The 21,335-nt window shown below is 47.3% G+C and carries 20 protein-coding genes; 7 read left to right on the top strand and 13 right to left on the bottom strand.

Translation table 11 applies throughout. The annotated features are described in order from the left end of the window. Window positions 1-176 precede the first annotated feature (176 nt). Window positions 177-926 (top strand): class I SAM-dependent methyltransferase, encoded by a 750-nt coding sequence (locus FJD32_RS21895; protein WP_055647081.1) that lies wholly within the window; start codon window positions 177-179, stop codon window positions 924-926. 110 nt (window positions 927-1,036) lie between these two features. Here FJD32_RS21895 and cyoE read toward each other — a convergent pair whose 3' ends face one another. From cyoE to FJD32_RS21865, 6 genes are all read right to left on the bottom strand, one after another. Then, the gene (gene cyoE, locus FJD32_RS21890; protein WP_011718749.1) at window positions 1,037-1,969 is read right to left on the bottom strand and encodes a heme o synthase; all 933 of its coding nucleotides are present in this window, start codon (window positions 1,967-1,969) and stop codon (window positions 1,037-1,039) included. 13 nt (window positions 1,970-1,982) lie between these two features. Continuing rightward, window positions 1,983-2,336 (bottom strand): cytochrome o ubiquinol oxidase subunit IV, encoded by a 354-nt coding sequence (gene cyoD / locus FJD32_RS21885; protein WP_099457218.1) that lies wholly within the window; start codon window positions 2,334-2,336, stop codon window positions 1,983-1,985. Continuing rightward, window positions 2,336-2,956, bottom strand: coding sequence for a cytochrome o ubiquinol oxidase subunit III (gene cyoC / locus FJD32_RS21880; RefSeq protein WP_047535571.1), 621 nt, complete (start codon window positions 2,954-2,956; stop codon window positions 2,336-2,338). Before cyoC ends, cyoD begins: the two co-directional genes overlap by 1 nt. Window position 2,957: 1 nt before the next feature. Continuing rightward, window positions 2,958-4,937 (bottom strand): cytochrome o ubiquinol oxidase subunit I, encoded by a 1,980-nt coding sequence (gene cyoB, locus FJD32_RS21875; RefSeq protein WP_099457219.1) that lies wholly within the window; start codon window positions 4,935-4,937, stop codon window positions 2,958-2,960. Window positions 4,938-4,939: 2 nt separating this feature from the next. Then, window positions 4,940-5,968: a ubiquinol oxidase subunit II gene (cyoA, locus tag FJD32_RS21870; protein ID WP_099457220.1), complete on the bottom strand. Its 1,029-nt coding sequence runs from the start codon at window positions 5,966-5,968 to the stop codon at window positions 4,940-4,942. A gap of 189 nt (window positions 5,969-6,157) precedes the next feature. Continuing rightward, a complete protein-coding gene (locus tag FJD32_RS21865; protein WP_050991325.1) occupies window positions 6,158-6,478 on the bottom strand; it encodes a hypothetical protein in 321 nt (106 codons plus the stop codon). Between the two features lie 857 nt (window positions 6,479-7,335). On the opposite strand from FJD32_RS21865, the gene FJD32_RS21860 reads away from it, so the two are divergent. Beyond that, window positions 7,336-10,932 carry an EAL domain-containing protein gene (locus FJD32_RS21860; RefSeq protein WP_258195998.1) on the top strand — a complete coding sequence of 1,199 codons (3,597 nt, stop codon included), beginning with the start codon at window positions 7,336-7,338 and terminating at the stop codon, window positions 10,930-10,932. 74 nt (window positions 10,933-11,006) lie between these two features. Further along, window positions 11,007-11,483 carry a hypothetical protein gene (locus tag FJD32_RS21855; RefSeq protein ID WP_037427409.1) on the top strand — a complete coding sequence of 159 codons (477 nt, stop codon included), beginning with the start codon at window positions 11,007-11,009 and terminating at the stop codon, window positions 11,481-11,483. 60 nt (window positions 11,484-11,543) lie between these two features. On the opposite strand, the gene FJD32_RS21850 is transcribed toward FJD32_RS21855, so the two are convergent. The 4 genes from FJD32_RS21850 to FJD32_RS21835 form a co-directional block, all read right to left on the bottom strand. After that, window positions 11,544-13,049, bottom strand: a complete 1,506-nt coding sequence (locus FJD32_RS21850; protein ID WP_099457222.1) for a DUF3300 domain-containing protein — start codon at window positions 13,047-13,049, stop codon at window positions 11,544-11,546. A 149-nt stretch (window positions 13,050-13,198) separates the two neighbouring features. Further along, a complete protein-coding gene (locus FJD32_RS21845; protein ID WP_099457223.1) occupies window positions 13,199-14,563 on the bottom strand; it encodes an ATP-binding protein in 1,365 nt (454 codons plus the stop codon). After that, window positions 14,556-15,251, bottom strand: coding sequence for a response regulator transcription factor (locus FJD32_RS21840; RefSeq protein WP_140906960.1), 696 nt, complete (start codon window positions 15,249-15,251; stop codon window positions 14,556-14,558). Before FJD32_RS21840 ends, FJD32_RS21845 begins: the two co-directional genes overlap by 8 nt. Before the next feature lies 1 nt (window position 15,252). Then, window positions 15,253-15,555 carry a PepSY domain-containing protein gene (locus FJD32_RS21835; RefSeq protein ID WP_099457225.1) on the bottom strand — a complete coding sequence of 101 codons (303 nt, stop codon included), beginning with the start codon at window positions 15,553-15,555 and terminating at the stop codon, window positions 15,253-15,255. A 360-nt stretch (window positions 15,556-15,915) separates the two neighbouring features. On the opposite strand from FJD32_RS21835, the gene FJD32_RS21830 reads away from it, so the two are divergent. From FJD32_RS21830 to FJD32_RS21815, 4 genes are all read left to right on the top strand, one after another. Then, on the top strand, window positions 15,916-16,836 hold the full coding sequence (locus tag FJD32_RS21830) for a choice-of-anchor H family protein (protein WP_099457226.1): 921 nt from the start codon (window positions 15,916-15,918) through the stop codon (window positions 16,834-16,836). 306 nt (window positions 16,837-17,142) lie between these two features. Beyond that, window positions 17,143-17,604 carry a hypothetical protein gene (locus FJD32_RS21825; protein ID WP_050991324.1) on the top strand — a complete coding sequence of 154 codons (462 nt, stop codon included), beginning with the start codon at window positions 17,143-17,145 and terminating at the stop codon, window positions 17,602-17,604. Between the two features lie 258 nt (window positions 17,605-17,862). After that, a complete protein-coding gene (locus tag FJD32_RS21820) occupies window positions 17,863-18,192 on the top strand; it encodes a hypothetical protein (protein WP_037427403.1) in 330 nt (109 codons plus the stop codon). Between the two features lie 135 nt (window positions 18,193-18,327). Beyond that, on the top strand, window positions 18,328-18,804 hold the full coding sequence (locus FJD32_RS21815; protein WP_037423763.1) for a peroxiredoxin: 477 nt from the start codon (window positions 18,328-18,330) through the stop codon (window positions 18,802-18,804). 107 nt (window positions 18,805-18,911) lie between these two features. On the opposite strand, the gene FJD32_RS21810 is transcribed toward FJD32_RS21815, so the two are convergent. The 3 genes from FJD32_RS21810 to FJD32_RS21800 all read right to left on the bottom strand — a co-directional run bounded on the left by FJD32_RS21810 (window position 18,912) and on the right by FJD32_RS21800 (window position 21,324). Further along, window positions 18,912-19,301, bottom strand: coding sequence for a NirD/YgiW/YdeI family stress tolerance protein (locus FJD32_RS21810; RefSeq protein WP_069453966.1), 390 nt, complete (start codon window positions 19,299-19,301; stop codon window positions 18,912-18,914). Between the two features lie 90 nt (window positions 19,302-19,391). Then, window positions 19,392-20,684 (bottom strand): HAMP domain-containing sensor histidine kinase, encoded by a 1,293-nt coding sequence (locus FJD32_RS21805; protein ID WP_099457227.1) that lies wholly within the window; start codon window positions 20,682-20,684, stop codon window positions 19,392-19,394. Next, window positions 20,656-21,324 carry a response regulator transcription factor gene (locus FJD32_RS21800; protein ID WP_037423754.1) on the bottom strand — a complete coding sequence of 223 codons (669 nt, stop codon included), beginning with the start codon at window positions 21,322-21,324 and terminating at the stop codon, window positions 20,656-20,658. The genes FJD32_RS21805 and FJD32_RS21800 overlap by 29 nt, the downstream gene beginning before the upstream one ends. Window positions 21,325-21,335: the final 11 nt, after the last annotated feature.

The following is a 21,335-nucleotide window of genomic DNA, read 5'->3' as shown; positions in this document are numbered from 1 at the left end:
TCTTCCATTATAAATCAGTCAATTACATTGTGATTGATGTTTGAGTTTTTATAGGAGCAGTTAGACAAATTGACCAACAACTTAATACTCGCAAACAAGGTGATTTGCTTGCATGTTCATCAAGGCGGTTCTTTGGCATAATGGCCGCAATTTCTACCCGTTAAACAGTGATCCCTTTGCCTATTCCAGTCTTTTTTAATCAGCAATTTCCAACACTTGTGGACATTTGTGCCCGTTGGCAACTGGTTTTTGATGTCGATGCGCCATTTGAATTGCGTTTTGAATCAGACACCTTGACGCTACATAAGCGTGATGAGCCTAAGCTCGATGGCATAGTGGTGGATTTTGTGACAGGCGCGGTTGCCCATAGACGCAAGTTTGGTGGCGGTCGTGGTCAGTCGATTGCCAAGGCTGTTGGGTTAAAGCAGGGCGTTACACCAAAAGTGGTCGATGGTACTGCGGGCCTCGGCCGCGATGCCTTTGTGCTGGCAAGTTTAGGCTGCACCGTGACTATGGTAGAGCGCCATCCTGTAGTAGCCGCATTATTAGAAGACGGCCTACGCCGCGCCTATCAAGATGCCGAAATCGGCGATTGGATGCGTGAACGTATGCAGCTTTTCCATGGTTCTAGCCTCGAAGCACTCGCCAAATTGGAGCAAGAGGTCGATGTCGTCTACCTCGACCCTATGTACCCCCACCGCGACAAATCAGCCTTAGTAAAAAAAGAAATGCGAGTCTTCCAAACCTTAGTCGGCGCGGATCTTGACGCCGATGGTTTGCTCGCCCCCGCCATGGCCCTAGCCCGTAAGCGTGTAGTGGTGAAGCGCCCCGATTATGCCGAAGACCTCGCCGGCGTTAAGCCCAGCATGGTTATCGAAACTAAGAAAAACCGCTTCGATGTCTATATAAAATCGGCAATGAAGTAGTGCTCGTCATCCATTTTTTAACGCCCTTTTGTCCCTGAGTTATTGAGGATTAAGACAATAAAAAAGCGCTAACCTAGGTTAGCGCTTTTGTTTTTGAATAAAGGTTATGTTTATCGCACTAAGGTAAACAGTGGGGTTTGACTGACCGCTTGAAAATCCAGCGCCATGGTTACACTGAGTGCTGTGATGGTAATAATTGAAAAACCAAACACTTGTCTGGCCCAACGTGGCATATCCACATCTTGACGATAACCTTTGAGGGCCATAGTTAGCCACCAGAGGCTGGTGGCACAGGTCACGGCCATAAAGGCGGTGCCTGTGTAACCTGCGAGTGGCAGCATGGTGCTGACCAAGGCGAACACTGCGATATAGAGCACTATATGGTGCTTCGCCTTGGCCATCCCTTCGGCGACGGGCAGCACGGGGATCTTCGCGGCTGCATAGTCATTAAAACGGAAAATCGCGATGGCGTAGGAGTGTGGCATCTGCCAGAGGCTGAACATCAGCAATAAAATCACTGCGCCCATATCCATTTGCCCCGTTACGCTGCAATAGCCCACCACGGGCGGTACTGCGCCCGAAAAGCTGCCGACTAAGGTACCGTAAACCGAGTTTCGCTTCATATAGAGGCTATAAATCCCGACATAAACGACATAACCAATAGCGGCAAACAGCAGGGCTAAGGCATTGGTGAACAAGGCTAAGATACCAAATCCAAGCACGCCTAAGGCGATGCCAAACAGCAAGACATGGCTTAGGGGGATTTCGCCCGTGACGGTGACGCGTTTGCAGGTGCGCTGCATTTTGGCGTCAATATCACGGTCAATACAGTTATTAATCGCGCAGCCTGAGGCGACGACTAAGGATAATCCCACTAAGCTTGCCAGCATCAAGACCAGATCCACATCGCCCTTCGCGGCCAATAGAAAGCCGCCAGCAACGGAAATCAGATTCCCGAAAATGATGCCAGGCTTAGTCACCTGAACATACCCTTTGAAGCGTGCTTTCCATTGCGTCGATGTCAATCTAGCTTGTGTGTTCATTTGCTGTGTCTCGTTACATCATCAAAGCGTTAGCTTCGAGAATGATCCATACCGACAAGCCAACCACCATCACGATGATCAGTGCGGTAAATAGGAAGGAGAAGGTGTTGATCTTGCCTTCCTTAGAGAAGTCCAAATGCAGGAAGTACTTAAGGTGTACCAAAATCTGCACCAGTGCCGTGACAACGACGATGGCAAGCGTTGTCGATTGCTCGAAGTGATGGGTCATTACCGCCCAGAATGGGATGGCAGTTAACACCACTGACAGCACAAAACCGACTAAGTAGGACTTGATGCTGGCGGCCAGATCGTCTGCGCCATGGCTATGATCATGGCTATTATGCTGGGATTGAGTATGTGCGCCCATTACAGTGCTCCCAATAAGTACACAACGGTGAATACGCAAATCCACACGATGTCGAGGAAATGCCAGAACAAGCTTAAGCAGCTCAGGCGAGTGATACTGCGATTGCCTAAGCCCGTTTTGGCGACTTCAATCATCATGATTGCCATCCAAATTAACCCTGCGGTCACGTGCAAGCCGTGCATGCCCACTAAGGTGAAGAAAGATGACAGGAAGGCGCTGCGTTGTGGACCGTTGCCATGTTCGATCAGGTGATGGAACTCATAGACTTCCATGCCGATAAACACACAGCCCAGTGCAAAGGTAATAGCTAACCAAGTGAGGGTTGCCGCCTTGTTGTGACGCTTAGCGAAAATCAAGGCAAAGCCATAGGTAATACTACTGAGCAGCAGGGCTGCGGTTTCGATCAGCACAAAGTCCAGTTCGAAAATGTCTTTACCCGATACACCGCCGTCGGTGTTCATATAGAGCACGGCGTAGGTGGCAAATACCGATGCAAACAGGATGCAGTCGGTCATCAGGTAGAGCCAAAAACCAAATAGGGTGTTGCCACCCGTGTCATGGTGCTCGTGGTGCTCCTCGGCGTGAGCAACGTCTAAATCAGCTGGGATTGCAACACTCATATCAGCCCCTTACTACATTGTTTAAGTGAGCATTTTCAATGCGTGCCACTTCATCGGGTTGAACGTAATAGTCGACATCGTTGTTATAAGCTCGGAATAAGAACACGATAAACGCGCCCACCATGCCCACAATCGCGAGCCACAGAATGTGCCAAATCGCAGCAAAACCCGCGGCAGTAATGCCCAGCGCCATTAAGATACCGCTTGGGGTATTTTTCGGCATATGGATTGGCTGATAGTGTTTTTGGCGTTGATACGCGGTGCCTTTTTCTTTGGCATCGGTAAAGGCATCGATATCAGATACTTGTGGCAACTTAGCAAAGTTGTAGAACTGTGGTGGTGATGCGGTTGACCATTCCAGCGTGTGGCCATTCCATGGGTCGCCCGTGGTGTCACGGTTTTGGTCGCGGTCACGGATACTCACGTACAGTTGCACGAATTGCAGAATGATACCGACCATGATGATGCAAGCACCCAAGGCAGCAATATAGATCCACATGTTCCATGCTGGGTTATCAATGTGGTTGATACGGCGAGTCATACCCATAAAACCGAGTACATACAGCGGCATAAAGGCCACATAGAAACCAATCTGCCAGCACCAGAATGACGCTTTACCTAAACGCTCATTTAAGTGGAAACCCGTCGCTTTCGGGAACCAGTAAGCAAAACCAGCTAAGTAACCGAACACTGCACCACCGATAATGGTGTTATGGAAGTGAGCGATCAGGAACAAGCTGTTGTGCAGTACGTAGTCGGCGCCAGGTACGGCCAATAACACGCCCGTCATACCACCAATGGTGAAAGTCACCATAAAGCCTAAGGTCCACAGCACTGGCACCGTTAAGCGCAGGCGGCCGCGGTAAATGGTGAACAACCAGTTAAACAGTTTTACCCCAGTCGGGACCGCAATCACCATAGTCATCACGCCGAAGAAGGCGTTGACGTTGGCGCTCGAGCCCATGGTAAAGAAGTGGTGTAACCACACGATAAAACCGAGGATCGAGATCGCGCCACTGGCCCATACCATGGAGGAATAGCCGAACAGACGCTTAGAGGTAAAGGTTGAAATCACATCCGAGAAGATACCGAACGCAGGTAAAATCAGGATGTACACTTCAGGGTGACCCCAAGCCCAGAACAGGTTGATATACATCATGGCGTTACCACCACCATCATTGGTGAAGAAGTGGAAACCCATGTAGCGATCGAGTGTTAACAGCGCTAAAACCGCGGTCAGGATCGGGAACGACGCCACGATCAGGATGTTGGCCCAAGTACAAGTCCAAGTGAAGATGGGCATTTGCATCAGCTTCATGCCAGGAGCGCGCATCTTAAGCACGGTCGCGATAAAGTTAACCCCAGTTAAGGTTGTCCCTATCCCCGAAATCTGCAGCGCCCAGATATAGTAATCAACCCCAACGCCCGGACTGTAAGCCAGCTCAGACAACGGCGGGTAAGCTACCCAACCGGTACGGGCGAATTCACCTAAACCTAATGAAATATTGATTAGCACAGCGCCAGAGGCGGTTAGCCAGAAGCTGAGGTTGTTCAAGAAGGGGAAGGCAACGTCGCGGGCACCGATTTGCAGTGGCAGCACTAAGTTCATTAGACCGATCATAAATGGCATCGCCATAAAGATAATCATGATCACGCCGTGGGCAGTGAAGATTTGGTCGTAATGTTCAGGCGGCAGATAACCTGCTGCGCCATTGGTGGCCAGTGCCTGTTGGGTTCGCATCATGATGGCGTCGGAGAAACCGCGGATCAGCATGATGAAGGCAAGCACTATGTACATGATACCGAGGCGTTTATGGTCAACCGAGGTTAACCAGTCGTGCCAAAGCACGCCCCATTTTTTGTGTTTAGTGATCAAGGCTGCGACGTACAGGCCTATCACGGCAACAACCGCAAGGGTCACCATGATAATAGGCTCATGATACGGAATCGCATCTAAGCTTAATTTACCGAGAAAAGACATGATTACTCCGCCTCCACTGGGTGAGTGGATGAGTGTTCTGTTGATGAAGTGTCAGAATGGGTTGAGCTTTCCATGTCGGCCATCTTCTGTTCGCTCGCCATATGCGCCATATCGTGGTGCATGCCAGCCATATTGTGGTCGGCACTCATGTGTTCCATACCTTCATGGCCTGCCATGTGCTCGTTTGAGTCCATGTGCATGTATTGCATAACGATTTGATCGAACATGCCGTGACTAACTGAGCCAAAGTATTCAACAGGATTGTTTTCACTCTTCTGTGCTAAGGCTTGGTAAGTCGCAGAGTCTAAGGTCTTCGTCGCCTGTTGTTTTGCCTTGGCTACCCAAGCATCGAAGTCGGCCGCCGTTGGCGTGGCAATGGCTTTAAACTTCATGCCCGCAAAACCTGCGCCGCTATAGTTAGCGGAAATACCGTCATAGGTGCCGGGTTCGTTGGCAATCAGGTGCAACTTAGTCGTCATCCCAGCCATTGAGTAGATTTGGCTACCTAACTGCGGGATAAAGAAAGAGTTCATGGCGGTATCAGAGGTGATCTTAAAGTTCACTGGTACATTGGTTGGGAAAGCCAGTTCATTTACCGATGCAACACCTTGTTCTGGATAGATAAATAACCATTTCCAGTCCATAGAAACCACTTCAACCGTAATTGGCTTGGCTTCGTGTTCGAGTGGTTTGTAAGGGTCGAGATCATGGGTTGAACCCCAAGTGATCACGCCCAAAATCAATACGATCACAATAGGCACAATCCAAACCACGGTTTCAATCGCGCTTGAATGGGACCATTTAGGGGCGTAAACCTCATGATCTCGGCCATCGCGGTATTTCCATGCGAAGAACAAAGTCATGAAGATGACGGGGATAACCACAATCAGCATGAGTAGGGTAGCGATGATGATCAGGTGCTTTTCATCGACACCGATCTGGCCCTTGGGATCCAATACGCCGCCATCACAGCCTGCGAGCATCAGGGCTATCGCCGCGAATGCTACTTTACTTAAATTTCGAATTAACAAAGGAAGATTCCTCTAACCCTAAGGTTTACAACTCTGCCCAGAGAGATTGGCAGTAGCATTGAGCGGCGTTATCCGAAGGCAAATCCGAAAGTGGCTCGAGCGCGGCACAAAAAATGCCTGCCACCCCAATGCAAGATTGAGGATCGACTTTCAGCGCTTAATGCTAAATTTGAATTTTAAAACAGAGAGTTACAATGGTGGGGCGCGACAACCGTGTGCAAGGTGCTCGAGGGATTTTAGCCTTGGGGGTGCTAAAAACAGGGCAGCATTAGTTAAATCTAAGCTGTTGAAAAACTTGAAGCCATTGTCGAACAAATTCCACAATTGCTTAATAATCTGGGGATTGAGCAGCAAAATGCTCAGCAGCGTGGCGCCGAAGAACTCGATTAAAAAGCCATCACTTAGGGTGATTAATTCGCCAATATCGATGCAGCCGCCGACCATCACTGACACTAAGTCAGCTGCGGGCAGCACAAACAGTAACCCAAAAAGCAGGGCTAAGTTTGTCATACTGAAGTGGGAGAACCTCGCAACGAGATTCAATCCTTCAGCGCAAAATTGGCTGAGTGCGAATTTCAATTAACAGGTCCGGCGTTGAGCGAGAAGAATTGTTGGCTGAATAAAAATTCAAGCTGCAACTTTTTTGTGCGGGCGGGAGGATAACAAGAAGCGGGGATTGATTGAAAGTGGATCTAGGTCACAAAAGGGCTTTTGCATTAAAAAAACCTTAATCAAAACTGTGTTTATACATTTTTTATACAAATTTAACTTAAAATAAACCTATTAAGCTCACAAAATATATGGGATTTGTGAGCGTTGTTTGCAAAATATTGAGGTTATATTTAGCCTGTTTAAGGCTAGATTGGGGAGATTGTGCTCGAATCGGACTATGCATGTTTGCCGATTTAGCGGGCAACCTACAGTGAATGGCAGGTTTATTTCAACAAAAAATAAGCATGTGACTAGGTCGTGTTGATGTTTCAGGGTTATTTTTGCAGCCAAATGCTGCCCGAAGGGTTCGCCTGGCAAGTCCTTGCTCTTACCTTCTGCCATAAGAGCCGTTCGTCATTGGAGTAGAATAACGACACATCATTCCTCGTTTCGCGAGCACGTGCTTGCCAGAAAGAACAAAATCTAATCTCGACGCGTCAACACGCCCTAGGTGCTGAGTCTGAACTTTTAACAGATACAGCATGGTAAAAGGTGTCCAAATTCGGCGATAAGGCGACTATTATTCAATACTTGGTTCGCTAACTGCCTTTACTAGGCTTGAGATTGATTTATAGATTAAGGCATTATGGGGCCATTCTGCTCGTTAACAGAATAAAAAGGGATTATATATCAAAGCATTTGCTCACCATGTAAAGATCAATTTATTCATTGCCTTAGCCTACTTTATTGTCGGTAAAATTGGTCTGATGATCGCTTTGCCGCCCGGTTATTCGGCGGCAATCTGGCCTGCTGCTGGAATAGCGATTGCTTCGTGCGTGCTATGGAAAGCCTATACACCTTGGGTGGGTGTTTTTATCGGGTCACTGCTGATTAATATCAATATAGGTGGCCAACTACATCTCGGTTGGTTGCCCGTCAGTATTGCCTTGGGCACGTTACTACAGACCATTATTTCTGCTCGAATTATTCGATACATCGATCCTTTACTGACCTTTGATAAACCAGAAACTGTTATAAAATCAATGGTTAGTCTCAGTGCTGGTTGTATTATTGCCTCTCTATTGGGTAATGCTGCACTTGCAGTTTACGGCATGATTCCAAGTTCGGATCTCGTTACCAGTATGCTCAATTGGTGGATGGGCGATTTCCTTGGAGCGGTCATTTTTATCCCGCTAACCATATTAGTGTTTGATCGGCGACCCATTTGGCGCTCAAGGCGGATTCAAACAGGACTACCTTTGGTGATTGGTTTTTTACTTTGCGTGGGGATTTATTATTACGCAGATATGAACCAGCGGCAGCAACTGCAGGATAAGTTTCAAATTCAATCCAATGCGATTATCAGTAGTGTGGAAACTTTTCAGGGAACCAATCTACAACAATTAGTTGCCCTTGCCAGCCTGTTTGATAACAGTGAAATAGTCACGGAAGATGAATTTATTCAGTTCGGTAAACGTAATCGACTCCAATTAGATGGCTTCAAGGCTTGGGCTTGGTCACCATTGATTGCGGCGAGCGATAAACAGAGTTTTGAGTCTGCAACCACAGCTGAGCTGGGGCGACCTTTCAATATCAAATATTTAGAGGGGGGCAAACCAAACGCCGACGGCTGGCTTGTGCCTGTTAAGTATGTGCAACCTATGTATAGCAGTCGCACCGTACTTGGATTAGATCTCAACAGCGAGTCTGCGAGGGCGGCAGCCATAGCAAAAGGGAGATCAACGCTTGCGCCGGTCATCACAGGCAAAATCCAATTAGCTGAAGATCCTCATGGCCTTGGAGGCACGCTACTATTGGTGCCTTCTTTCGATCGCGTTGGTAACATTAAAGGATTTTGTTCGGCGGTGATCGATATCCAAAGCATCATCAATAAAGTCGAACAGGTAAAAGGTTTGCATTGGCGGCTAACGGATATGAGTGCTGATGGAGCCTTGCTCTATGCGAATAGTCAGAAAGAATTTCCTACCTTTTCTGGTAAGTTACATAGCGATAAAACAGGCCAATACTATCAGGCCCACTTAACGCTTGCCGATAGGCAATGGCATATTGTGATTTACGAGTCGTATGCTCAACTGATGGGTGAATCTTACAGTCTGTCACTGTTGCTATTACTTTTAGCCTTTATCACCTGTGCCGTTGTGAGTGGTGTGACATTAATCTCTTCCGGTGAGCGTCATCGGATTGAGGATAAAGTGGCAGAAAAAACTATGGCACTTTCGAAGGAGATTGCGCGTAACCAAGCATTTCAAGCCACCCTCGTCGAGAGCGAAGAAAAATACCGTAACCTATTCGATAAGGCACCCGTTGGCCATGTGTTAAAACGTCTTGAGGATGGGCACTTTGTCGCCATTAACCAAGCATTTACTGAAATTACGGGCTACACACTAGAGGAGCTTCAGGCGCTTGATCCTTGGGATCTTACCCCGATTCGTTACCAAGTGACTGAGGCTGAGCAGCTCGAACGCCTCAAGCAAACACGCCGTTATGGTCCTTATCAGAAGCACTATCGGCATAAAGATGGACAGCTAGTCGCCGTCAGACTGAATGGCTCCTTAGTGGCCGCAGCTAATGGTGAGCCGCTTATCCTGTTTATTGTGGAAGATATTACCGCGCAAGAGCGAACTATTGCCCGAGTTAACTTGCTGGCACAGGTATTCCAGCAAAGTGGGGAAGGTATCACTATTATCGATGCCAATGATGTCATCGTGGATGTTAATAGCGCCTTTAGCCAAATTACTGGTTACTCAAGGGATGAAATCATAGGTAAAAACTGTCGTTTTATTGAAGCCGCTCGAACCGATAAAAACATTGATGCTCAAGTGCGAGCCGCGCTTGAGCAAACGGGGTTTTGGCAAGGAGAAGTGTGGGATCGCCACAAAGATGGCTATGATTTCCCGAAATGGCTGATGATGTCTGTGGTGCGCGACGAAACTGGGGCAATCAGCCATTACATCGGCAGTTTTACCGATATCAGCGAACGCAAGGTGAATGAGGAGCGCATTCACTTCTTAGCGCATCATGATTCCTTAACTTTGCTACCGAATCGTTTGAGTCTGCAATCGCGTTTGGAGATGGTTTTTCAGGAGGCTTTTGTCAGCCAAACCCAGATTGCCGTAATGTTTATCGATATGGATCATTTCAAAAATATTAATGACACCCTGGGACATCATGTCGGCGATATGTTGTTGCTCGAAGTGGCGCGGCGCTTAAAGAGTATTGTAAGCAGTGACGATATCGTCGCGCGCTTAGGCGGTGATGAATTTGTCGTGGTGTTGTCTGATACGGATCACGATAGCGTCGCTAAGGTGGCGGAAGCCTTGCGCAGCGGTCTGAATCAAGTCTACATCATAGATAACAAGCCCCTACATTCATCACCTAGCATAGGCATCAGCCTATTCCCAACCGATGGTGATAGTGTTGAAGCGTTAATGAAAAATGCCGATATGGCCATGTACCGCGCCAAGGCGGCGGGGCGAAACAACTATCAGTTTTTCACCGCTGCAATGAATACCTTAGTGACTGAGCGCCAGCAAATTGAAACTGGGCTCAGGCAAGCCATTGCCCGTGATGAGTTACTGCTGCATTATCAGCCGCAGATCGATATCAACACCGGACAAATGGTGAGTGTTGAGGCGTTGATCCGCTGGCAGCATCCTGAATTGGGATTGGTTGCTCCCGATCGCTTTATTCCTATTGCCGAGGAGATCGACATGATTATCCCCATCGGCCAATGGGTATTAGAGCAAGCACTCGCACAACTGGCGCAGTGGCGTAAAAAGGGCGCGAAAGACTTGCGAATGGCGGTTAATCTATCGGCGCATCAACTGCGTAAAGAGACCATAGTTGCTGATATTATCAATGTGTTAGCTCAATATGATCTTGGCAAGGGAGCATTGGAGCTTGAGATCACTGAAAGTGTCGCCATGCAGTATCCTGAGCAAAATGCCAAGTTGCTGGCCGAGTTGCGTCAATATGGGATTGAATTGGCTATTGATGATTTTGGCACCGGCTATTCGTCACTCTCGTACTTGAAGTTGCTGCCCTTAGATCGGCTTAAGCTCGACCGTTCCTTTGTCAAGGATATTGAAAATGATCCAAACGATGCGGCAATCAGCGCGGCCACGATTTCGATGTCCCATGAGTTAGGGTTAACCGTGGTGGCTGAAGGAGTCGAGAACGAGGCCCAACTGGTATTACTCTCGAGTATGGGTTGCGATCTGGTGCAGGGATATTATTTCAGTAAACCCTTATCTGCAGATGATTGTTTGCGTTTTATTGAACGCAATTTTTAGGCCGTTTTTTATCCATTTAGCACTATACTTGAGTCAGTCTGGCGATAGGACATGGATACATTAAGGACAGCGCTATGCAAGTTATCTTCACTAAAGGTTCGACCCGTTACGCTCAATTACGTTGTGTTCGCATGGATGGTAGTGCCACACAAACTCAGATGCCTGAGCAGGGGATTGCTCCCCACGATATGATTCACTACGTCGTTGAAAAACGCCTGCGGATTCAAGGGGCTTTTTTCGCGCAAATACGTGCTGGTGCCGATATCAATTTCACCCTTGAGCATAACGAAGCTTCTTTAGCGGTTGCTGATAAAACTGACATTTGGCAAACCGAATCGATCGTCGAAGCATTGCAATCTCTGCTATGGTCTGCTGATACGCCTAGCTATGCAGGATTTATCTATTTACTCGAGCAGGCCTGTAGTAACCGAAAGCTAGCTATCCCAGAGATTTCACAATCTGACTTTGAACATATTATCAATGAGATAATGGAGCTTACCATCGAGTGGCAAGGTATGGGAGAAGGCCAGTCCTTGACCCTAAAGTTTTAACGACTGAGTTATCAAAAAGAGCGCGAATCTTCGCGCTCTTTTGTTATATTTGATCTTTGCTTATTCCCGCTGGCGACGTTCTTGGCTCTGAGTTGAGCGGCCTTGATTACGCTCCACACTGCGTGATGCTTGCATATTTTGGCGGGGTTCGCTCTGCCTTACTCTCGTCTCTTCCCGTTGTCTTGGCTGTGCTTGACGGGGCTGCTCGATACGTTGCGGTTCGGCGCGTCTTACCTCGGGGCGAGCTTCCTGTCTTTGTGGCTGAGAGTGAGTCTCGACGTTACGCGGCTGCTGGTCTCGACTCTGGTACTGCCTTTGTGAGATATCCTTAGCTTGTTCCCGCGATGCCTTAGCCTGCATTTGCCTTACCTGATTATCATTGCGGACATTGTCGTTACGCTCTTTTTGGTAACCTTCCCTTTTGGTTTGCGCCGAGTTCGTCGGTGCCACGCGGCGCTCTTTTAACTCGGCTTGAGTATTCTGAAAGCTGGGCGCCCGCTCGCGGCTGTAGTGATTATCGCGGCTTAGGTTATTGCTTCTGTCCTTATCTTGGCGCTTGTCATAGTTCTTGTTGTCGCGGTTATAACGTGTGTCTTGGTGTTCCCTTGATTTCGAGTACTGGCTGGTAAAGTGCTGGCTGCTGCCACTGGAGTGGGAGTCGCGGCCACGGAACTTGCTGTCAGCGTAGTAGCGTTCTTTTACCACGGGATTATGGTAAACCACGCCGCGTCTGTGTTCGGGTTTATGCTTCCAAGGTTGAGCGCCATGGCTGACCGAGTATCTTTCCCGTGGACGATAATGGTGGGAGTGATGGTGATCTATCACGACGACTTTATGGTGATGCCAATGAAATGAGCTAAAGAAGTAGTTAAAGGAAATATGGATACCAGGCGACCAGTAAAAGTAGCTATGGCTTGGGCGGTAAGGGTAGCCAACATAGCCGCCAAACTCCCAATATACTGGCGGATAGGCCACGCCCCAACGCCAAGTACCGTAAACTACGCGGGGGTCATAATAGGGCACATATACCACTTCGCGGCGTACAGGCTCGATGATGATCTGGTTATTGGCGCGAGTTACCGCCATATTCTCCATACTGGCTAAACTGTTGGCTTTATCCGCCTGTTGTCTGAGTGATTGAATACCGTCCATCACTTGCGCCTCATCGGCCAAGAAGGCTTCGCCAAGCCTTTGGGTCCAATCCAAATCTTCGCTCATTTTCTGTAAGACATTGGGGAAAGCCATTAGGGCTTTAACACTCGGGTCCCAGTCCTTGTCTTCGGTGCGAGACATCACTTGATCAGTCGACAACTTAGGATGATCTTCCAACCAACGTTGCGCTTGTACTACTTCGAGTGGATAGGTTGAGGCGATCAAAATATGGCTCAACAAACTATCGGGATAGAGGGCAATAGGCGCAAGCATCTGCTCGAGTTCGGCTTGGCTCAGTGAAGCACTTGAACCTTGGCTAACGGATACGCCCGCAGCTTGCGTCGGCGCGGTGAAAGGCAGAGCAACTAAAGCCGCCGATAACACTAGCCATTTCCATCGATATAATCTGTTCATGGTTCGCTCCAATAATCCTATTTGAGGATGTTATTGGCATCATAGGCGCGTGAATATGAACATAAGCTGAAAGTATATTGTGCGGCAAAAGCGTGTTGTGGATTTATTTTCTTACCAATAAAACGATATATGGCATTGAAAATAAAAGATTAAGCAGAATGAGTAAAGTTAACGGTAAACTTGGCGCCACCTAAATTTTCTGAGCGGGAAACAGAAATTCGACCGTTATAGCTATCCACTAAATCGCGGACAATCGCTAAACCTATGCCGTTACCTTGATGATAGGAATCGGCGCGGATCCCGCGCTCAAAGATTTGCGTTTGCAGGGTTTCGCTGATCCCTGGGCCGTCATCTTCGATACAAAGTTGCAATTGATAAGCATCGCCGGTGACGGTTAATTTGACCGTTGATTTAGCGGCTTTGCAGGCATTGTCGAGTAAGTTACCTAAAATCTCGGTGAGATCGGCTTCATCGCCCTTAAAAACCGCTTGTTCAGCGATTTCGCCACCGAGGTTAATTTGCGGTTCTCGATAAATCTTGGCTAAGGTGCGTAGCAGTTTATTGGCCACCTCATCAACCTTAATCCCTAAATGCCATGAGGCGGCCGCCGCAGTTTGGGCGCGTTTAAGCTGGTGGCTGATGATGCGACTGATGTTCGACACTTGCTCACTCGAGGCTTCACTTAAATCCACCTGACTTTTAATCACCGCCAGTGGTGTTTTGAGACTATGAGCTAAATCCGCAAGGGCGTTGCGGTAGCGCTTACGCTGGGTTTGTTCGGTATTGAGCAAGATATTGAGCTGCCTCGCCACCGCTTGTAACTCGCTGGGGTACTGGCTGCTCAGCTGGGTTGATTTACCCTGTTCCACATCATGCAGCTCTTGGGTAAAGCGTGCCAGTGGTCTAATGGTCCAAATCAACCAACTCAGCTGAAATATCAGCATCACGAGAATTAAGATCAGTAACCAAGTCCAAAGCTGTTGATTAAATTGAGCTATCTGCTGCTGAAATTCATGTTCATCTTTAATGATATGGACAGTCACTGGCACATTTTCATTCAGGCTGGCAAAGCTCACACTAAAGCTATAGATAAGGTGTGGCGCGCCCGCGAGGTCGATTTGCTCAAAGGCACTTTGGCCCGTTGGCGGAATGGTGAACTGTGCTGGTGGCGTGATGCCCATAAAGGATTGCGAATGCCAGACGATGCTCTGTTTATGCTCCGCATCTTCGGTGGTGGCTATGGCATAAAGCCCTGATTGAATAAGGTTAAAGCGGTTCTCGAGCACTAATTCAGGGATAAAAATCCGTTTATTTTCGACTTCAGTTACCGCTAATACTGAATATACATAGGCACTTAGCTCATTTTTAGCGGCACTCTTTACCTGTTCAGCAAAGGCGTCATTGAGGGCGACCCCAATCAGCGGCAGCAGCACCAAGATAAACAACAGTGCGCTAAGGACGAGCCGAGTCTTTAAGGAGTTGAGCAACTGCCAGGCAAGCGCGCGTTTACTCATCAGTACCTTGCTCAGGAGCAATGACTCTTAAACGATAGCCCTGGCCGCGCAGGGTTTCGATTAGATTGTATTGGTTATCGGGGTCGAGCTTTTTGCGTAAACGGCGGATAAAGACTTCGATGACGTTAGAGTCGAGGTCAAAATCCTGATCATAAATATGTTCGGTGAGTGCTGTTTTAGATTTCACTTCACCTTGATGCAGCATAAAGATCTCAAATAGCTTGTATTCAGAGCCGCTTAGCGTGACGAGTTCGTCCCCTTTGCGGACCTCTAAGCTACTGGTATTTAAACTAAAGGGGCCGTTAGTGATGATTGGGCTTGCCTTACCTGCCGAGCGGCGGCTCAAGGCTTTGAGCCGAGCCACTAATTCTTCGGGATGAAAGGGCTTAGTGAGATAATCGTCGGCACCGGCATCGAGACCTTCGACTTTATCTTGCCAGCTGTCGCGCGCGGTTAAAATTAAGATCGGGAAAGCGCGCTCTTTTTGGCGAATGCGGCGGATAAGGCTAATACCGTCGAGTTTAGGTAAACCGACATCGATAATGGCGGCGTCATAGTTATATTCAACGGCTTGAAACAAGCCCTCTTCGCCGTCGCTGGCGACATCAATGCTGTAATGGGCATCCAGCAAGTGCTGTTTTAAGTTGGTTTGCAGTGCTACGTCGTCTTCAACGAGTAAGAGTCGCATATTAATTCCTCGACACGCGTCCTGTAGCGGCATCCACCGAAACTGAAAAAACCTGGCCATCATTATTGAGGATTTTGACTCTATAGCCTGAGCCGCTCGACTGCACGCTGAGCACTTTGCCTCGATATTGACGCTGCACCATAGCCACGGCTTGGTCTGGACTATTCACCACAAGGCGGCGCTGCTCATTCTTAACGCCTTGGTCGCGCGATTGATTGCGATCATCGTGTTTATCATTGCCCGCTATGCAGCCAAAGGAGGCACATAAACAAGCGACTAGGGTCAGTGTCAAACCAAGTTTCATATCTGTTACCCGTACAGGTTCGGCGATCTTAAGTAAGTGGCGAGCTTGATAGCTTATCGAGTCGACTAAGAATACCTCATCACCATAACAAACACATAGAGATCAGCCAATTGGTAAACACAATTCCTTTAAAATTCACTGTGATTCGTGAGATTTTATCGAGTTAATCCTCATCGAACCTCTTTACATATCAGGAGTCATATCCTGTGACATATTAGTAGTGTTAACCACAGCAGATGAATTAAGGCTGAACAGCATTGTTGCTCTGAAATAGAGCAGATTTTAATGTTCAGCTTATGTTCACCTTGAGTGCCCTCTAATGTCACCAATTTGAGCGGATTATCCAATGGGGTATTCAAGATGAACACAGTGAAACAACAAGTTATCGCAACCACGACTTATGTGAAGGCTGTAGTATTGGCCAGTGCATTACTGGCATCGACAATGGTGAGCGCGCAGCCGAGCGACGAGTCAAACTTGGCGCCCTTTAGTGCAGCAAGTATTGGGATGATGAAAAAGGCCGATGCCGAGCAAGCCGTCAAGCAAGAGCAGCAAGCCTTAAGCCTATTGCAACAGTCGGCTCCCGCTCAAAGTGTAGCGGAAGCTACTGCCGCTGCGGTTAAATCGCTGGCACCGTCCTTCTCGGCACAAGGTGCGAATGTTCAGCGAGTACAATTGATGGGTGCAACCCCCATGACTCGCGAACAAGTGATCGCCAAACATACGAGTCAGCCGATCCCCAGTTCAAGCGCCGCCACTGAAGATCCCTATCGCGCCCCTATTTATCACAGCTTTGCGATTTTTGATGCCAGCAGCCGTTTGTTTGAAGACTTTGATTACGATGGGTTTTATCAAACCTTTAGCGTAACCTTCGATGTAGATGTGTTTGGTGCATATCTTAATGAACGCGCCGACCTGTTTGCCGAGTTATACCTCAGTCGTAACGGTGGCCCTTGGGTGCATTACTACACCACGGACGTGTTTACCATCTACGGTGACTCGACTCAGGATGATTACGAAGTGCTGACGACCCTCTACACTGGCTATCAAACGGATCACTACGATGTATTAATCGATGTCTATGAGGTTGGTTATAGCGATATTGTTGCGACCATTAGCGCCGATGATACCGATGGCTTATATGCCTTGCCGCTAGAAAGTCGTGACCGCGATAGCTCTGGTGAGGTAATTATTGTCGAAGAAGGCGGCGCAGTTTCTTTCTTTGCTCTGCTTGGTTTAGGGCTACTGGCTGTACTGCGTAAACGTGAAGAGTTTATTTAAGATTTGATTTTGATGTGCAATTTGACTGAGTTTATCAAAGGCCATACTGACTATACACGCAGAGTAAGAAGTCGGTCTCACCTTAACATGGCAGCGTATCCATCGATACGCTGCTTTTTTATTTCAAAATGCATACCGCAAAACAAGCAGAAATCATGCGTTTGCGCACTTTCTACCCAGAATGATTTTTGCTATTGTGGAAATCAAATTTTAAATCAGTGGGTTGTGTGTAGTTTTACCAAGTGTTCAGAGGTGAGATTAGGCGCAAGCGCACGATATAAATCGTTATGTATACAAGGAAGGGTAATGTCTTCGATCTACGAAAAAGAAGAGTTATCAGGTAGCGATGTACAAAGTGAAGTACTCCGGCGAATGGAGAAATACAATGATAAGTCCTTCTTAGAATGTTTCTCAATTTACCTTGGTACGGCACAAATTCTCGAGTTTGCCTTAAAAAAACTTTTAGAGGAATCTTTTGGCATACCTGAGTCGGAAACGGAAAAGCTCACACTTGGGCGGTCGCGAGCAAAACTAGAAACTGTTGGTTTACGAGCCGATTATACAGAGCTACTAAAGCAAGTCGTCAAAGATCGAAACCATGCCGCTCACGAGTTATTGGCTAACCAAGTATTAATTGGAAACTTGGGCGTAGAGTTGAGCGAACGTATGCAATTCAATGAATTAAAGCATTTTATTTATGGCTTGGAGCAAGCTGTATTTCTGTTTGATTATTTTCAGCACAACGATGCATGGGTTGTAACTACTTAGCTGATTGACCCATTTCTCATTGCCCTGTGACGACAGAAAGAAGTGGGCACATCTCCAAGTAAAGGAATAAAGAAGGAAGAAAGTGGACACCCATCTTAAAACGTCGATTTTGCCTATGATGCTGCCCAAGTATTTTTAATGACCCTATTCAAGCCACTTTAGCCTGAGTAAGTTGTAGGCAAATCTAAAGTGCATTATGTGCTTGTTTTATCTTGGGCGACCTCATTTATTAGCCTCATGTATTAGGAGAACAGTCAGATGTCATCTGTATCTGAAAAAGATTGGAAGAGGCTCAGCAGCCTCAAACAGAGTTTGCTCAATTCGGCATGCGAGACAATTTTTGAGCGTATAGAGCAGATATCATCTACCCGTAAAGGTCGGGAGCATGAGGCTTACTTAGCTCTTTGGAAAGTGATTAACAAAGAAGATAATGCCATCGCTGAGATGTTTGATGATCTTAAGCGTAGTAATGCGGTCGTTAAAATAGCAGCCTTGAAACATCATGGTGTATTGACTGATGAGCAATTGGCGCTGTTTTCGCAAGAAACACAGGATGCGGTTGCCCATCTTTGCAGTCACAGACGCTAACAGACGCATTTTATTGCCAGCAAAAACACTGGCTACAAAATCAATCCTCTGCACAAATCCCCTTTTTCTCTCGGTGTTTATCCTGTCGGATTCGGGCTAGTATGGGCAAGTTACGTTAACTAAAGGAAGAGAGACATGATTGCTCAAGGTCAAAAATTACCAGCGGCGACGCTAAGCCAATTAACAAAAGATGGCATGGTAAATCATCAAGTTACTGAGCTGTTTGCGGGTAAAAAAGTGGTGTTATTTGCAGTGCCTGGTGCTTTCACTCCAACCTGTTCTGAAGCACATTTGCCAGGTTATGTGGTGCTGGCCGATCAGTTTAAAGCCAAAGGCGTTGATTTAATTGCCTGTGTATCGGTAAACGATGCCTTTGTGATGAAAGCGTGGGGCGAAGCGCAAAATGCGTCTGAGTTACTGATGCTTGCCGATGGTGACGCCAGCTTTACTAAGGCGCTCGGACTCGAGATGGATACTGCAGGCTTTGGCGGTGTGCGTTCACAACGTTATGCGATGATTATCGATGATGGCGTGGTAACGTTACTGAATGTTGAAGCACCTAAGTCATTCGAGGTGAGCAAGGCCGAAGTGGTGTTGGCGGCTTTAAGTTAAGATAAGCGGATGCCCCTGCGCTTATGGGGCTGATGTGCCGCTTGCTTGAGCGAGAACAATAGCCAGCCTAGATGAGGCTGGCTTTTTATTCGGGCTTTTTTATACGGTTATTGAACGAGTTGAATGCTGTCGGCATCGATAGTGACTTCTGACCAGTCCTTATCCACTTCACCGCGAATAATGACTTGGGTTTCAGGCGTGACGGTATGTCCGAGCCACAGATCATCGTCAATTTCAATTTTAATCTCGCCCGTGCTGTCACGGAAAATATAATCATCGTGGCCAATTGAAGACATGATATGGCCGGTTAACTCCACTTGAGTGTCATCGCTGGCATTGAGCGCACTGACGACATCATGAATAATTTGCCGTGCGCTGGGGCCTTGAAAGCCGCCACGTAATTGGGGTTCGCCCGTTGTTGGTTGAAATCCAGCTTGGCTGTACAAGGCACTCAATGACAATGTGATTGCTAACATGCTTAAGGTGATTTTATTCATCTAAATGTCCTCTTTCTAATCTTACGCCGCTGGGCGACTCATCTACGGCGAGTATCATGCCAAGACGAGCGTGAAGCAGTTGTGAAGAATTTAAGCGGATTCATTTAGATGCTGTTGTGGCTCGCCGTTATCCATAAATTGGATTGTTGCCAGATAGTCATTCCCTAGGCTTTGGGCCAAAAAGTGCCACCCCATGCGCTCGCAGATACGTTCAATAATAATCAAACCACAGCCATAGCCCGTGGGCTCGGCGCTGTGGTGGCTAAGCGGATTTTTTATGGTTAGTTGATTGTTATTCAGCGTGATTTCAATATCGCCACTGCTGTAGTTAAAGGCATTTTTAATTAAGTTGCCTATCACTATGTCCACAAAACTCACCGGTGCGCAAATGGCAGTATTTTGGTTAACGCTGAGCTGATAGCGGATTTCGTGTTTGGCAAAATGCTGCGCCATTTCACTTAATAGCTGCGTAAGGCGTGCGGCTAAATCAACTTGGTCATAGTGTTGCGATTCAATCTGTTCCTTACCTAATAATAAAAAGGTTTCGGTGAGGGTTTTCATCTGTTGGCTTGCGTAATCAATGCGGGCAATGGCTTTGTTGGCGATCCGCTGCTGAGCTTCGCTCCCGTTGTTTGGCAGTTTTTTAAGTAATTCTGTCGAGCCTTGGATCACCATAATGGGCGTGCGTAGTTCATGGGAGGCAAAGCGGCTAAACTCCTGCTCCCGAGTAAAATAGGCGGCAATTTTGGCTTTATTTTCCAGTAGCGTTTGTTCTATATGGCGGGTTTCACGGTAGGGCGTGCTAGGGATAAAGCTTGGCTCCTCTGGCGTCAGCGCATTGATTTTGCGTTCAATTTCAAAAAATGGTGCCGATAGTAGCCGCACAAAATATAAGCCATAGGCCATGATGAACAGCAGTAAACCTACCCCGAAGAAGGATATCAAAATATGCAGCCTGTCCTCATATCCATCGAGAAAGTCATCCGCATCATCCTTATACACCACATACAATAAACCTTGTCCTGATGGGTGCGGCGAAATCAAAAAGTGCTTATCTTCGGCGCCCAATTGGTGCTCATAAAAACCCGTTTGTTGATAAGCTTGCAGCCATTGCGGCACAAACTCTTTGCTCCAATAGGTGGTGAGTTCGTGGATATCGGGGAGCTGAGCTTTATCGCCAAATCGTTGATAGTTTTTTTGGTATTCGCGGGTTTCGGTCGCCAGTTTGTGTTCAAGGCTAATGACCTCAATTTGTTCTTCGGCGATATAAATCAAACCCCAGAAAATCGCGAACATTAGGCTCGTTAGCACTAAAAACGTTAGGCGAATTTTTTTGTATAAGCTCGGTAATGGCTTAGGGGAGGAGTCGGTAACCTTGGCCATGAATCGTCTCTAGTTTGGAATCTGTAAAGCCCTTATCCAATGCACTACGCAGGCCGTAAATATGGCTACGAAGCGCGTCGCTACAGGGTGCTTCGTCACCCCAAACCGCATCGATAACTTGTTCTTTACTCACAATGGCGGGGGCATGTTTGAGCAGTAGCGTCAAAATCGTGCGTTGGATTTTACTCAGCTTGATTTCCTTACCCGCGCGGCATACTTGCTGCGTTGCGACATTTAAGCTGATTTCACCAAAGCGCAATATACCTACATCTAAACGCGGCCCGCGATTATGTAGTGACCGTAGACGCAGGCATAGTTCTTCCATGGCGAAGGGTTTATTTAAAAAGTCATCACCGCCCGAGGTAAAGGAGTCAATTTTGTCCTGCAGGCTATCTCTGGCGGTTAAGAACAAAATCGGCGTATTACAAAACAGCTCTTCGCGCAGTTTTTTGACCGTACGAATACCGTCTAATTTGGGCATCATAATATCCATAATGATCACGTCATAATGGTTTTGCTGTATTAAATTGATGGCGCTTTCACCGTGATAGGCGCAGTCAGCAATAATGCCTTCGAGGGTTAAATAGTCCATGATTGTTTCTATAACATCATGATTGTCATCAACAATTAATACTTTCATTGCTTATCTTC

The organism is Shewanella sp. LC6 (genome assembly GCF_006385735.2).
Classification (GTDB): domain Bacteria; phylum Pseudomonadota; class Gammaproteobacteria; order Enterobacterales; family Shewanellaceae; genus Shewanella; species Shewanella xiamenensis.
This window is presented reverse-complemented; position numbering and strand designations above follow the sequence as displayed.

Coding starts and splice junctions, on each gene's coding strand:
- FJD32_RS21820 (WP_037427403.1), top strand. CDS start 17,863: ATGTCATCTGTATCTGAAAAAGATTGGAAGAGGCTCAGCAGCCTCAAA.
- FJD32_RS21840 (WP_140906960.1), bottom strand. CDS start 15,251: ATGCGACTCTTACTCGTTGAAGACGACGTAGCACTGCAAACCAACTTA.
- FJD32_RS21810 (WP_069453966.1), bottom strand. CDS start 19,301: ATGAATAAAATCACCTTAAGCATGTTAGCAATCACATTGTCATTGAGT.
- cyoD (WP_099457218.1), bottom strand. CDS start 2,336: ATGGGCGCACATACTCAATCCCAGCATAATAGCCATGATCATAGCCAT.
- cyoC (WP_047535571.1), bottom strand. CDS start 2,956: ATGAGTGTTGCAATCCCAGCTGATTTAGACGTTGCTCACGCCGAGGAG.
- cyoB (WP_099457219.1), bottom strand. CDS start 4,937: ATGTCTTTTCTCGGTAAATTAAGCTTAGATGCGATTCCGTATCATGAG.
- cyoE (WP_011718749.1), bottom strand. CDS start 1,969: ATGAACACACAAGCTAGATTGACATCGACGCAATGGAAAGCACGCTTC.
- FJD32_RS21800 (WP_037423754.1), bottom strand. CDS start 21,324: ATGAAAGTATTAATTGTTGATGACAATCATGATGTTATAGAAACAATC.
- FJD32_RS21865 (WP_050991325.1), bottom strand. CDS start 6,478: ATGACAAACTTAGCCCTGCTTTTTGGGTTACTGTTTGTGCTGCCCGCA.
- FJD32_RS21815 (WP_037423763.1), top strand. CDS start 18,328: ATGATTGCTCAAGGTCAAAAATTACCAGCGGCGACGCTAAGCCAATTA.
- FJD32_RS21845 (WP_099457223.1), bottom strand. CDS start 14,563: ATGAGTAAACGCGCGCTTGCCTGGCAGTTGCTCAACTCCTTAAAGACT.
- FJD32_RS21855 (WP_037427409.1), top strand. CDS start 11,007: ATGCAAGTTATCTTCACTAAAGGTTCGACCCGTTACGCTCAATTACGT.
- FJD32_RS21805 (WP_099457227.1), bottom strand. CDS start 20,684: ATGGCCAAGGTTACCGACTCCTCCCCTAAGCCATTACCGAGCTTATAC.
- FJD32_RS21850 (WP_099457222.1), bottom strand. CDS start 13,049: ATGAACAGATTATATCGATGGAAATGGCTAGTGTTATCGGCGGCTTTA.
- FJD32_RS21830 (WP_099457226.1), top strand. CDS start 15,916: ATGAACACAGTGAAACAACAAGTTATCGCAACCACGACTTATGTGAAG.
- FJD32_RS21825 (WP_050991324.1), top strand. CDS start 17,143: ATGTCTTCGATCTACGAAAAAGAAGAGTTATCAGGTAGCGATGTACAA.
- FJD32_RS21835 (WP_099457225.1), bottom strand. CDS start 15,555: ATGAAACTTGGTTTGACACTGACCCTAGTCGCTTGTTTATGTGCCTCC.